Here is a 12,321-nt window from a genome sequence, read left to right as displayed (position 1 = left end):
TCCATTCGTTCAAGCATGAACATAATAGTTCAAACATGAACATTAAGCAAGAGCTGCCCTGGGACAATCCGCGCTTCCGCAACTGGGTTGCGGTGGCGCGCGCCTGCCATGTGCTGGAGCGCACGTTGGCGACGAAACTGACGCCGCTCGACCTCAAGCCGGCGCAGCTCGATGTGCTGATGAACCTCTACCGCCACCCCGGCATGTCGCAGCACGACCTTGCCCGAAAGCTGCTGGTGGGCCGTTCAAACATCACCATGCTGTTGCCGCAACTCGAGGCGCGCGGCCTGCTGCGCCGCGAGAGCGACGAGAAGGACAAGCGCGTGCTGCGGCTTAACCTCACCGAGGCCGGCGAGGCGTTGCTTATGAAGGCGCTCAAGGTGCACATGGCGCTGATCGAAAAGGCGATGAGTCAGTCGACGCCGGAACAATGCGACATGATCGGCGATCAGATGCGCAAGATCGCCGACGTTTTGAAGGAAGCCTGAGCCAGGCCTCCGATCACCACATCGTCTTCTTCGCCCGCTCGGGCCATTCCTTGTCGTAAGCCACGCCGTCAATGTTCTTGCGGCTGGTGACTTCCAGGATCCGGCCGGGCGTCGGCAGCGATTTCGGATCGACATGCCTGGCCGGATTCCACAGTTCCGAACGAACGATCGCGCGGGCGCACTGGAAATAGACCGTGTCGACGGCGATGACTGTGACCGAACGGGCCGGCTTGCCGTCGACCATGAAGGACGCGCATAGCTCCGCGTCGGTCGTGACATGGGCGCGACCGTTGATGCGCAACGTGGTGCCAGAGCCCGGCACCAGGAAAAGCAGGCCGACGCGCGGGTCGCGGATGATGTTCTTCAGCGAATCGGCACGGTTGTTGCCGCGCCTGTCCGGCATCATCAGCGTCCTTTCATCGACGATGCGCACGAACCCGGCGAGATCACCGCGCGGCGAGCAATCGAGCCCCTCCGGTCCGCTGGTCGCCAGCGCCACGAAGGGCGAAGCTTCGATGAAGGCGGCATATTCGGGAATCACATGGTCGAGTTCCTTGACTAGCGAGGCCTCGCCCGGAAGCCCATAGAGCGCTTCGAGCTGCTCGACCGAAGTGATGACAGACATGTTGCCCTCCTGATCCTTTGCCGGCGCTACGCCACGTCGATGACGTTATGACGACAAACCATTCAAAGCATCGGCCCAGTGAAACTCAGCTGTCGCGGCTGAGGCCCTTTTGAGCCAGTTCGGCGAGGTAGGCATTCCAGCGCCCGTCCTTCTCATGGCCAAGCGTGTGGAGATAATTCCAGGTGAAGATGCCGGTGTCGTGGAAGTCATCGAAAGTGATGCGAACCGCGTAGTTGCCGACCGGCTCGATCTTCAGGATCGCGACATTGCGCTTGCCGGGCACCGTCACCCGCTGATCCGGCGAATGGCCCTGTACTTCCGCCGAAGGCGAGGCAACGCGCAGAAGCTCGGCCGGCAGTTCAAACGGCTGATGGCCGGGAAACGTCACCGTAAGCAGCCTTCGATCCTTCGAGACCCTCAGTTCTTTCGGTGCTGTCATGATTCTTCCCTGCCTGGGTTGCGCCCTTCCCTACGCCGCTTCGCACGATGCGGAAAGGTCGTAGGACGCAGCCGACACGCCATGTCGGCCGGGGAATGTTGCGAAAGATCAAGACCGACTATCTTGAACGTCGGGCTGGATCGTATCACATAGCTGTATATAACGACGCCTCTCACGGCCACGGAAGCGCTTGAATATGAACATGATCGACCCATTCGGTCGCACGATCAGCTACCTGCGCGTGTCGGTCACAGACCGCTGCGATTTCCGTTGCACCTACTGCATGGCCGAGGACATGACCTTCCTGCCGAAGAAGGATTTGCTGTCGCTCGAGGAGCTGGACCGGCTGTGTACTGTCTTCATCGAAAAGGGCGTCAGGAAGCTCAGGCTTACCGGTGGCGAGCCGCTGGTGCGCAAGAACATCATGCATCTCGTGCGCCAGCTGTCACGGCACTTGGAGAGTGGTGCGCTGGAAGAACTAACGCTGACCACCAACGGCTCGCAGCTGTCGCGCTTCGCCGCCGAGCTCGCCGATTGCGGGGTGAAGCGCATCAATGTCTCACTCGACACGCTGGACACCGCGAAATTCCGCCAGGTCACGCGCTGGGGCAATCTCGACAAGGTGATGGAAGGCATCGACGCCGCGCAAAAAGCCGGGTTGAAGATCAAGCTCAACGCTGTGGCCTTGCGCGACTTCAACGACGCTGAAATCCCCGAGATGCTGCGTTGGGCGCATGGCCGCGGCATGGACCTCACCGTCATCGAAACCATGCCGATGGGCGAGATCGAGGCCGACCGCACCGATCAGTATCTGCCGCTGTCGCTGCTGCGCGCTTCGCTGGAACGCCAGTTCACGCTGACCGACATCCCTTACAAGACCGGCGGCCCGGCCCGCTATGTCCATGTCGCCGAGACCGGCGGCAGGCTCGGCTTCATTACGCCGATGACGCATAATTTCTGCGAGAGCTGCAACCGCGTCCGCCTGACCTGCACCGGTACGCTCTACATGTGTCTTGGCCAGGAAGATGCTGCCGACCTCAGGGCGTCGCTGCGCGCCTCCGAAGGCAACGAGCTCGTCGGCGAAGCGATCGACGAAGCCATCGGACGCAAGCCGAAGGGCCACGATTTTGTCATCGACCGTCGCACCAGCCGCCCGTCTGTTTCGCGCCACATGAGCGTCACCGGCGGCTGACTTTTTCTCCGACTTGCTGCAGGATTGCCTTTGGTTGCAGGCCAAGGGGGAAACCATGCTGCGTCATTGTCGAAGCGGATTGTCGCCGCTGGCCGCAGTCATATGCTTGGCGACCATCTTCCCGGCAGCGGCAATCGCGAAACCACTCACCTATGTAAACGAGCGGTTCGGGCAGTCTTGCACATTTCCGGACGAGATTTTTAGCTATCGCCTGCCAGAGCCGGAAAATGGCGATGGCCAGCAATGGCTCAGCGCCGACGGCGCCGAGCTCACCTGCTCCGGCATCAACAATGTCGACAACGAAACGCCGCAAGGCTTCGTCGATGAGGAAAGGGCTAGCACCGAGCCGGGCTACAAGGTGACCTACAGCAAGACCGGAAAGAACTGGGCGGTGCTGTCCGGCACCAAGGATGGCAAGATTTTCTATGAGCGCCGCCTGTTCGGCAAGGACGAGGTCATCCGAACGGTCTTCATCGAGTACCCACCCTCGCTCAAGGCGAAATACGACCCACTGGTGGGCGCCATCGCAAGGAGTCTGCGTGAGCCTTGAGGTGTCGGCACCGTACCAAAAATAAACTCTTCACGAGGCCACGAACCCGATTTACCGCCGACCCGTACCAGCCTAGCGTCCGGCCCGGGGGTTTCACGCTTAGGGGGAGTGCCATGCGCACATTCATGCTTTCACTTGCTATGCTCGGGGTTGCTTCCATGCCGGCTGCAGCCCAGTCGATCGGCGGCACCTACACCGTCGCCGGCACCAATTTCGACGGCTCGAAATATGACGGCGAGGCCACCATCACGCTGACCAGCGACACCACCTGCACCATCCATTGGGAAACCGGCGGGTCGACCTCCGACGGCATCTGCATGCGCAACGACGATGCTTTTTCCGCGGGCTACGAGATGGGCAAGGATATAGGCCTTGTCGTCTATAAGGTGGAGAAGGACGGCTCGTTGCACGGGCTGTGGACGATAGCAGGCAAGAACGGCAACGGCACCGAAGTACTGACACCGAAGTAGGCCTCAGCCGCGCGCGCGAGCCGATATCATGGGCCACGGGAGCTCCCGTGGCCCATTTCTTTGGCGTTGCTGTCTTGCGGCCGGCTGTTAGACGCTTGACGCAAAGACAACCCGGAAACGCCCTTGCCTCTTTCGCCCAATCTTCGCGGCGCGCTCTTCATGATGGTGGCCATGGCCGGCTTCACCCTCAACGACGCGATCACCAAGTTCTCCTCGGAATCGATGAACATTGCGCAGGTCATGCTTGTCCGGGGCGTCTTCGCGTCGCTTTTCGTCGGCCTGCTTGCCTGGCATCGCGGCGCGCTCGCCAAACCCGCCGCCATGCTGCAGCCGATGGTGGCGGTGCGTGTCGCCGGTGAGGCAGGCGGCACCGTCTCATTCCTGATCGCTCTGTCGCACCTGCCGATCGCCAACGTCTCGGCCGTGCTGCAGGCCTTGCCGTTGGCGGTGACAATGGGCGCGGCGCTGGTGTTCGGCGAAGGCGTCGGCTGGCGACGCTGGCTGGCCATTGCGATCGGCTTCGCCGGCGTGCTGGTCATCGTGCGGCCGGGCTTTGAAGGTTTCAGCATCTATTCGCTCTTGGCGCTCACCAGCGTGGTCTGCTGCGCGGTGCGCGACCTGGCCACGAAGCGGATTCCGCCGGCAATCCCGAGCATGCTCGTCTCGACCGCAACCGCTCTTGCCATGACGATATTGGGCGCGCTGCTGCTTTCGCCAATGGGCGGGTGGACCCCGATGACCGGCCGGGCAACCGCGCTCCTGGCACTGGCGGCGGTGCTCGTCATCATCGGCTACCAGTTCATCATCATGGCGATGCGCTCGGGCGCCATCTCCTTCATCGCGCCCTTCCGCTACACCGCGCTGCTGTGGTCGATCCTGCTCGGCATCGTCGTTTTCAGCGACATACCGGACCTGGCAATGACCGTCGGCGCTACGATCATCATCGGCTCCGGCCTCTACGCGCTCTACCGCGAGCGCATCGTTGGCCGGCGGCAGCCCGCCGCCGAAAGCGCTGGACCCCAGATGGCGCCGGACGGCATATAGTCGCGATGGGCCAAGGCGTCGCGGCGATCATTCTGGCGGGCAGGCTGTCGCAGCGGATGGGCGGCGGCGACAAGCTGCTGCTCCCCTTGAGCAAGCACCGGCTCATCGACCACGTCGCCGCCCGCCTGAAGCCGCACGTCGTGACCCTGGCGATCATCGAGCAGCATGGTTTCGTCGCAGTGGAATTGCCGACGATCGAAGCCGATAACGAGCCGAACCATCCATTCTTCAACGTCAACACGCGCGGCGACCTTGCGGCGGCCGAACGTATGTTGCAAAGCCTCCAACCATGAGACGCGTATTCGGCATCACAGGCTGGAAGAACTCCGGCAAGACGACACTGACCGAGAAGCTGGTCGCCGAACTTGTGCGGCGCGGCTGGGCGGTTTCGACGGTGAAACACGCCCATCATGACTTCGATATCGACAAACCGGGCGCGGACAGTTTCCGCCATCGTCAGGCTGGCGCGACGGAGGTCGCGATCGTGTCCGGACGGCGCTGGGCCCTGATGCATGAGCTGCGCAACGAAGACGAGCCGACGCTGGACGACATACTGGCGCGGCTGGCCCCTTCCGACATCGTGCTGGTCGAGGGCTACAAGCGTGAGGCGCACAAGAAGATCGAGGCAAGACGCCTAGAAGCCAAGGATCGGACGCCACTTTCGGCAAACGATCCGAACATTGTCGCCATCGCCGCCGACTTTGCGGTCGAAGGCGAAAGTCTGCCTGTGTTCGATCTCGACGATACAAAATCAATAGCCGATTTTGTCGAGCGCACTACAGGCCTCGTTGCTCCAAACAAGTAACGCAACGGCAGACGATGATTGTCGTTTGCCGTTGATTTGCAGTTGCTTTTTTCTCGGAAAGAGTGGGAGTATCCGGGTAGCGGGCGGTCAAAGAAGCTCCGCCCACAAGAGCCGCCTGGGACAGCGGCCATGATAATTATGAGAGGATCATCATGCGTATTGCACTGCGTATCGCGCTCGCCGCTTCGGCTGCGCTGCTGACACTTGGCGTCGCCCAGGCTCAGGAAAAGACCCTGAGGATCGGCACCGAAGGCGCGTATCCGCCCTTCAACAACCTGACCTCGGACGGCCAGCTGGTCGGCTTCGACATCGATATCGCCAAGGCACTATGCGACGAAATGAAGGTGAAGTGCACCTTCGTCGCGCAGGATTGGGACGGCATCATCCCGGCACTCCAGGCCGGCAAGTTCGATGCCATCGTCGCCTCGATGTCGATCACGCCCGAGCGCGCCCAGAAGGTCGACTTCACGCACAAATACTACAACACGCCGTCGGCGATCGCCGTGCCGAAGGATTCGACCCTCAAGGGCGTCACCAAGGCCGACCTTGCTGGCAAGAATATCGGTGTCGCCACGACGACGACGCATTTCAACTATGCCTCGAAGACCTATACCGACAGCACCATCAAGGGCTATCCGAGCAGCCCCGAGGAGCAGGCCGATCTCGCCAATGGGCGTCTCGACGCCATCGAGGACGACATCGTGGTGTTGCAGCAGTGGCTCGATTCGCCTGACGGCGCCTGCTGCAAGATACTTGGCCAGCCTTCGCCGCAGCCGGTCGAGATCTTCGGACCCGGCGCCGGCATCGCCGTGCGCAAGGGTGAGACCGATCTCGTCAACAAGCTGAACTCGGCGATCGACGCCATCCGCAAGAACGGAAAATACAAGGAAATCAACGACAAATACTTCAAGTTCGACGTCTACGGCGCCGAATCCTGATAGTTGTGCCGAGGGCGGCGAGGCACCCCTCGCCGCCCTTCTTCCATCCCGGGATCGCCGCGGAGAAACGACCCGTCAATGCCAGCCCAGAGCATTTGGACACTTCTCAGCTGGGGCCCGGATGGCTGGAGTCAAAGTATCGCCTCTGGCGTGCTGGTCACCATCGCGCTGGCGCTCGCCACTCTTCCTTTCGGCCTTGTGATCGGCTTCTTCGTCGCTTTCGCCAAACAGCATGAAGAACCCTCGCTGCGGCTGGCCGCCAACATCTACACCACCGTGTTTCGTGGCCTGCCAGAACTGGTGACGCTGTTCCTGTTCTTCTTCGGCATGCCGCTGCTGCTGCAGTACCTCGTGCGCCGGTTCTACCCCGACGCCACGATCGACGTGAACAGCTTCATCGCCGGCATGATCGTGCTGTCGCTGATCTTCTCGTCCTACGCCAGCGAAGTATTCCTCTCCGCCTTCCGCGCCATTCCCAAGGGCCAGTATGAGGGCGGCTACGCCATCGGCCTGTCGAAATGGCAGACCATGCGCCTGGTGATCCTGCCGCAGCTGTTGCGCATCGCATTCCCAGGTCTGGAGAATTGCTGGCTGAGCCTGCTCAAGGACACGTCGCTGGTCTCGGTCGTCAATCTCGCGGAGACCTTGCGCAATGCCGGCGTCGCGGCTCGCGTCACCAAGCACTCCTTCCTTTTCTACAGCGTCGCCGCGCTGGTTTTCCTGGTTCTGGCCATCCTGTCGTCGATCGCCACCGGCTTCATCCTGCGCTCGCTCGGGCGGAGGGAGACCCGATGAGCGTCAGCCAGACCCTCGCTGTCGAAAAGCCACCGCCGGTGGCCCGCGGCTGGCCGCGCGCACGTGTCCTCGGTTATGCGCTGGTCGGCTTCTGGATCCTGTTCGGCCTCGGCATCGTGGCCTATCTGGTGTTCGCCTGGAACGCCGAGTTCTTCGCCAAATATGCTCCGGCCTATCTGCAAGGCCTGGGAACCACGCTCTCGCTGGTCAGCATTTCGATGGTCACCGGTGCGATCCTGTCGCTGCCGGTCGCCTATGGCCGCATGTCCAAGAACCGGATCCTGTCCAGCCTGGCCTATTGCTACGTCTATTTCTTCCGCGGCACGCCGCTGCTGGTGCAGACCTATCTGGTTTACTACGGCGTCGGCTCCTTCCGGCCGGAGCTTGAATCGGTCGGGCTGTGGTGGTTCTTCCGCGAGGCATTCTATTGCGGCGTCTTTGCCTTCTCGCTCAACACCGCTGCCTACCAGGCCGAGATCCTGCGCGGCGCCATTGAGAGCGTTCCGAAAGGCCAGTGGGAAGGTGCTGCCTCGCTTGGCTTGCACAGGCTGCAGACATTGCGCAAGGTGATCCTGCCGCAAGCGATCATCGTGGCATTGCGGCCCTACGGCAACGAACTGATCCTCATGATCAAGGCCTCCGCGATCGTTGCCATCATCACCGTCTACGATCTGATGGGCAATGCGAAGCTCGCCTTTGCCAAGTCCTTCGACATCCAGGCCTATATCTGGGTGGCGATCGTCTATCTGGTGATGGTCGAGATCCTGCGCCACGGCGTCGAATGGATCGAACGTCGCATCACCGTCCATCTGCACCGGTAAGCGGACCGGCATCCGCCTGCACCAGTCGATGCGGCGCCGCGCGCCTTGACGAATCCGCTGTGGGACATAGAGCTTTCGCGAGCTGAATTTCTGTGTTTTTTGGAAGGGTCTATCCATGGCATCGGTGGCATTTCTCGGTCTTGGCGTCATGGGATACCCCATGGCGGCGCACCTGAAGAATAAGGGCGGCCATGACGTCACCGTCTATAACCGCACCTCGGCGAAGGCCGAGCAATGGGTGGCTCAGCACGGCGGCAGGCTGGCGCTGACACCGGCCGAGGCGGCCGAGGGCAAGGACTTCGTCTTCTCTTGCGTCGGCAATGACGATGACCTGCGCTCGGTAACCACCGGCGCCAATGGCGCCTTCGCCTCGATGAAGAAAGGCTCCGTGTTCATCGACAACACCACCGCTTCGGCGGAAGTCGCCCGTGAATTGGACGAAGCCGCTGAAAAAGCCGGCTTTTCCTTCCTCGACGCGCCTGTGTCGGGTGGCCAGGCCGGCGCTGAGAACGGCGTTCTGACCGTGATGGTCGGCGGCGGGCAGGCCGCTTTCGACAAGGCCAGGCCGGTCATTGACGCCTATGCCCGCATGGTCGGGCTGATGGGGCCGGCGGGCGCGGGCCAGCTTACCAAGATGATCAACCAGATCGTTATCGCCGGCCTCGTCCAGGGCCTGTCCGAGGGCATCCATTTCGGCAAGAAGGCCGGGCTCGACATCGAGAAGGTGGTCGAGGTGATCTCCAAGGGCGCCGCCGGCTCCTGGCAGATGGAAAACCGCCACAAGACAATGAACGCCGGAAAGTATGATTTCGGCTTCGCCGTCGACTGGATGCGCAAGGATCTCGGCATCTGCTTGGCGGAAGCCAACCGCAACGGCGCCAAGCTGCCGGTGACAGCCCTTGTCGACCAGTTCTACAAGGACGTGCAGGACATGGGCGGCCGGCGTTGGGACACGTCCTCGCTGCTCGCCCGCCTGGAAAGATAGCCGACATGGCCCTGCCCGATCCAAGCTGGAGCGCCGACGATATCGTCGCCCATCTGCGCTCGATCGGCACTGAAGAAAGCCGCGCCGGCATGGCGCGGTTCGGCATCAACACCACTACCGCGCTCGGCGTCGGCAATGCCGACCTGCGTCCGCTGGCGCGCAAGCTGAAGACGAACCACGAGCGCGCCCTGCTGCTCTGGGACAGCGGCATTCGCGAGGCGCGCCTGATGGCCGTCTTCACCGCGGAACCAAAAAAGACGGGGCTTGCCCAATGCCGGCGCTGGTCCGCCGACTGCGACAGCTGGGAAATCGTCGACACCGTTGCGGACCTGTTTGCCGCAACGCCGTTCTGGCGTGAACTGATTGATGAATTCGCCAACGACGAGCGTGAATTCGTCCGCCGCACGGCCTTTGCCATGCTTGCCTGGGCGGCGGTGCATCTGAAGAAGGAGCCCGACGAGACATTCCTCTCCTATCTGCCGTTGATCGAGAGGCATGCCGGCGACCCGCGCAATTTCGTCCGCAAGGCGGTGAACTGGGCTTTGCGGCAGATCGGCAAGCGCTCGATGGGGTTGCATTCCCCTGCCCTTGCGCTGGCCGAGAAGCTGGCCGCATCATCCGACAGGACGGCGCGCTGGATCGGCAAGGACGCGGTGAAGGAACTGACGGATGTCAAACAGCTCGAGCGGCTCGGCGCCAGCAAAGCCTGACCTCGCAGGCTTGCGTTTCATCGCGGTGACGCGGGCAACGAGCGGCGATTTTGAGAGCCTTTTCGAACAGCCCGGCGCGCCGAAATATTGCTGGTGCATGGCCTGGCGCCATTCCAGCCGCGAACACGTCGGGAGTGGCGAGAAGAAGCGCATGATGATGGCGCTCATCGAGGCCGGCACGCCGGTCGGGATTGTCGCGGAGCTGAATGGCAGCATTGTAGGCTGGTGCTCGATCGCGCCGCGTGAGACCTACCGAAAACTCTCAAAACAGCAGGACGACAGCGAGACCGGCGTCTGGTCGATCGTCTGCTTCTACGTACCGCGATCCTTGCGCGGCGGCGGCCTCGCCTCGGCCCTGCTCGACGCGGCGATCGAGCACGCCTTCGCCAACGGCGCTCAAGTGGTCGAGGCCTACCCGGTCGACGAAGCAGCACCGAGCTATCGCTTCATGGGCTTTCGCGACATGTTCGCAGCCCGCGGCTTTCGGGAAATCGGCATGGCCGGCTCGCGCAGGCACGTGATGCGCCTCGACCCGGCGCCGGTCACGATGGTTTGACTCGATCATGATCATGAAGGCGCCGATGATGGATGGACCCGTGACGAGACTTGTCAGATGAGCAGACTTGTCAAATCGGCGGCTGCGCTTGCCATAGCCTTCGCGCTTGGCCCCACGGCAAATGCCGCGGCCGACGTCGCTCATATCTTCTGGAAGGATTTGCGCCCCGCGTCACAGGCCGTCGCCGAGGACGCAAACCTGCCGATGATCGCTGCAAAACTGCCCGACCAAGGCGAAACGCTTTCGCTCGATCTGCAGGACAAGACCGTACAGTTAGCCGGCTATGCATTGCCGGTCGACCGCGATGGCGACCTTGTCTACCAGTTCCTTCTGGTGCCGTGGACCGGCGCCTGCAGCCATATGCCAACGCCGCCCCCGAACCAGATCGTGCTGGTGACGCCGGCCCACCCCTACAAGATGTCGCAGGCTTATCAGCCGGTCTCCGTGACCGGCGTGCTGAAGCCCGGCATGGAGAAGAGCCAGCTCTTCATCCTGGACGGGGTCTCGATCGTCCAGTCAGGCTACACCGTGCGCAAGGCTAACGTGGTCGATGTCGACACTGTGCCCGACACAGTCACGCTGCCGGTCAACTCGCCCTGGAGCTTCCTCAACAAAAAGAAGAACTGAGTTCGCCGCTTCGCGCGCCAGCGACGAGCGTCGATGGATCAGGCGGCGTTCGCACCCGATTCCTTATCGAGGATCATGTAGTCGAGCGGGATCTCGGTCGTGTACTTGATCTGCTCCATGGCGAAGGACGACGACACGTCGCGTATCTCGATCTTGGCGATCAGGCGCTTGTAGAAGGCGTCGTAAGCGCCGATGTCGGGCACCACCACGCGCAAGAGATAATCGACGTCGCCGCTCATGCGGTAGAACTCGACGACTTCAGGAAACTCCTGGATGACCTCGGAGAAGCGCCGCAGCCATTCATGGCTGTGCGAATTGGTGCGGATCGACACGAAGACGGTGACCCGTACATTGACCTTCTCGTGGTCGAGGATGGCGACGCGCCGCTTGATGACGCCCTCCTCCTCGAGCTTCTGGATGCGCCGCCAGCATGGGGTGGTCGACAGGCCGACTTTCTTGGCGACATCGGCGACCGCGAGCGTCGCGTCCTCCTGCAGGAGACGGAGAATTTTTCTGTCGAGGCGGTCCATGGGATACTCCAAGGGAATAGTTTGGCTATAATCCCTTTTATCGAAGGCTTCCACAAGAAAGAAATTCTGCCAAACACGGCAAAAGCGAGTGATTTCTTGCAGAGCGCCTAGGCAAGGCGACTGCGGATTTCTGACCTCAACAGCGGCAGCAAATCCATTTCAAACCAGGGATTCTTCTTCAGCCAACCGGTGTTTCGCCAGGACGGATGCGGCAGCGGCAGCACTTTCGGGCTGCCGGGTGCGTCCCAGATGGCTCGCCAGTTCCTGACGGTCTCGGTCAAAGAACCACCTCGCGCGGCGCCCATGTGCCAGGACTGCGCATAGATGCCGATCGTCAGCACCAGGTCGATCTGGGGCATCAGCGCCATCAAGCCGGCGCGCCAGGCCGGCGCGCACTCGCGGCGCGGCGGCAGGTCGCCGCCCTTGGCGTCCTGACCCGGAAAGCAGAAACCCATCGGGACGATGGCGAAGTTTCGGGTGTCGTAGAACTCATCGCTGCTGACGCCGAGCCAGCTTCTGAGGCGGTCGCCCGAGGCATCGGTGAACGGCATGCCCGATATGTGGACCTTGGTGCCCGGCGCCTGGCTGGCAAGCAGGATCCGCGCGGTCGAGGATGGCAGCAGCACGGGCCGCGGTTCGTGCGGCAACGGCCGGCCGAGCGGATGCTCGACACAGATACGGCAAGCCCGCACCCTTGCGGTGAGGTTTTCCAGGTCCTCGCTGATGTCAGCCGGGTTGTCCAACGC

The 12,321-nt window shown here is 62.1% G+C and carries 18 protein-coding genes; 14 read left to right on the top strand and 4 right to left on the bottom strand.

Features of this window, described 5'->3' with window-relative positions; translation table 11 throughout:
* Positions 1-35: 35 nt before the first annotated feature.
* On the top strand, positions 36-488 hold the full coding sequence (locus Q0L57_RS11060) for a MarR family transcriptional regulator (protein WP_296742512.1): 453 nt from the start codon (positions 36-38) through the stop codon (positions 486-488).
* A 13-nt stretch (positions 489-501) separates the two neighbouring features.
* Here the strand turns inward: Q0L57_RS11060 and Q0L57_RS11055 are convergent, their stop codons facing one another.
* Both Q0L57_RS11055 and Q0L57_RS11050 read right to left on the bottom strand, forming a co-directional pair.
* The gene (locus tag Q0L57_RS11055; protein ID WP_296742511.1) at positions 502-1,113 is read right to left on the bottom strand and encodes a pyridoxamine 5'-phosphate oxidase family protein; all 612 of its coding nucleotides are present in this window, start codon (positions 1,111-1,113) and stop codon (positions 502-504) included.
* An 85-nt stretch (positions 1,114-1,198) separates the two neighbouring features.
* Complete coding sequence (locus Q0L57_RS11050; RefSeq protein WP_296742509.1) at positions 1,199-1,552, bottom strand: DUF971 domain-containing protein; 354 nt, start codon at positions 1,550-1,552, stop codon at positions 1,199-1,201.
* 196 nt (positions 1,553-1,748) lie between these two features.
* On the opposite strand from Q0L57_RS11050, the gene moaA reads away from it, so the two are divergent.
* The 13 genes from moaA (at position 1,749) to Q0L57_RS10985 (ending at position 11,045) form a co-directional block, all read left to right on the top strand.
* Positions 1,749-2,744 carry a GTP 3',8-cyclase MoaA gene (gene moaA, locus Q0L57_RS11045; RefSeq protein ID WP_296742507.1) on the top strand — a complete coding sequence of 332 codons (996 nt, stop codon included), beginning with the start codon at positions 1,749-1,751 and terminating at the stop codon, positions 2,742-2,744.
* 106 nt (positions 2,745-2,850) lie between these two features.
* Positions 2,851-3,294: a hypothetical protein gene (locus Q0L57_RS11040; protein WP_296742504.1), complete on the top strand. Its 444-nt coding sequence runs from the start codon at positions 2,851-2,853 to the stop codon at positions 3,292-3,294.
* A 113-nt stretch (positions 3,295-3,407) separates the two neighbouring features.
* Positions 3,408-3,764 (top strand): hypothetical protein, encoded by a 357-nt coding sequence (locus Q0L57_RS11035; protein ID WP_296742503.1) that lies wholly within the window; start codon positions 3,408-3,410, stop codon positions 3,762-3,764.
* 123 nt (positions 3,765-3,887) lie between these two features.
* Positions 3,888-4,808, top strand: a complete 921-nt coding sequence (locus Q0L57_RS11030) for a DMT family transporter (RefSeq protein WP_296742502.1) — start codon at positions 3,888-3,890, stop codon at positions 4,806-4,808.
* 5 nt (positions 4,809-4,813) lie between these two features.
* Complete coding sequence (locus tag Q0L57_RS11025) at positions 4,814-5,101, top strand: NTP transferase domain-containing protein (RefSeq protein WP_296742501.1); 288 nt, start codon at positions 4,814-4,816, stop codon at positions 5,099-5,101.
* Positions 5,098-5,613, top strand: coding sequence for a molybdopterin-guanine dinucleotide biosynthesis protein B (mobB, locus tag Q0L57_RS11020; protein WP_296742499.1), 516 nt, complete (start codon positions 5,098-5,100; stop codon positions 5,611-5,613). Before Q0L57_RS11025 ends, mobB begins: the two co-directional genes overlap by 4 nt.
* A gap of 152 nt (positions 5,614-5,765) precedes the next feature.
* On the top strand, positions 5,766-6,551 hold the full coding sequence (locus Q0L57_RS11015; RefSeq protein WP_296742497.1) for an ABC transporter substrate-binding protein: 786 nt from the start codon (positions 5,766-5,768) through the stop codon (positions 6,549-6,551).
* Positions 6,552-6,629: 78 nt separating this feature from the next.
* Complete coding sequence (locus Q0L57_RS11010; RefSeq protein WP_296742494.1) at positions 6,630-7,346, top strand: ABC transporter permease; 717 nt, start codon at positions 6,630-6,632, stop codon at positions 7,344-7,346.
* Entirely contained in the window at positions 7,343-8,167 is an 825-nt protein-coding gene (locus Q0L57_RS11005; RefSeq protein WP_296742492.1) for an ABC transporter permease, read from the top strand. Before Q0L57_RS11010 ends, Q0L57_RS11005 begins: the two co-directional genes overlap by 4 nt.
* A 115-nt stretch (positions 8,168-8,282) precedes the next feature.
* The gene (locus Q0L57_RS11000; RefSeq protein ID WP_296742489.1) at positions 8,283-9,152 is read left to right on the top strand and encodes an NAD(P)-dependent oxidoreductase; all 870 of its coding nucleotides are present in this window, start codon (positions 8,283-8,285) and stop codon (positions 9,150-9,152) included.
* Between the two features lie 5 nt (positions 9,153-9,157).
* A complete protein-coding gene (locus Q0L57_RS10995; RefSeq protein ID WP_296742486.1) occupies positions 9,158-9,862 on the top strand; it encodes a DNA alkylation repair protein in 705 nt (234 codons plus the stop codon).
* Positions 9,822-10,418: a GNAT family N-acetyltransferase gene (locus Q0L57_RS10990; protein ID WP_296742483.1), complete on the top strand. Its 597-nt coding sequence runs from the start codon at positions 9,822-9,824 to the stop codon at positions 10,416-10,418. Before Q0L57_RS10995 ends, Q0L57_RS10990 begins: the two co-directional genes overlap by 41 nt.
* Positions 10,419-10,475: 57 nt before the next feature.
* A complete protein-coding gene (locus Q0L57_RS10985) occupies positions 10,476-11,045 on the top strand; it encodes a DUF3299 domain-containing protein (RefSeq protein WP_296742480.1) in 570 nt (189 codons plus the stop codon).
* Between the two features lie 38 nt (positions 11,046-11,083).
* Here Q0L57_RS10985 and Q0L57_RS10980 read toward each other — a convergent pair whose 3' ends face one another.
* Together Q0L57_RS10980 and Q0L57_RS10975 are read right to left on the bottom strand one after the other, a co-directional pair.
* Positions 11,084-11,575 (bottom strand): Lrp/AsnC family transcriptional regulator, encoded by a 492-nt coding sequence (locus Q0L57_RS10980; RefSeq protein ID WP_296742478.1) that lies wholly within the window; start codon positions 11,573-11,575, stop codon positions 11,084-11,086.
* A 107-nt stretch (positions 11,576-11,682) separates the two neighbouring features.
* The gene (locus tag Q0L57_RS10975) at positions 11,683-12,300 is read right to left on the bottom strand and encodes a uracil-DNA glycosylase family protein (protein WP_296742544.1); all 618 of its coding nucleotides are present in this window, start codon (positions 12,298-12,300) and stop codon (positions 11,683-11,685) included.
* Between the last annotated feature and the right edge of the window lie 21 nt (positions 12,301-12,321).

The organism is Mesorhizobium sp., from assembly GCF_024509055.1.
Taxonomy (GTDB): Bacteria; Pseudomonadota; Alphaproteobacteria; order Rhizobiales; family Rhizobiaceae; genus Mesorhizobium.
The sequence above is the reverse complement of the archived record's forward strand: the minus strand, read 5'-3'. Positions and strand labels throughout refer to the sequence as shown.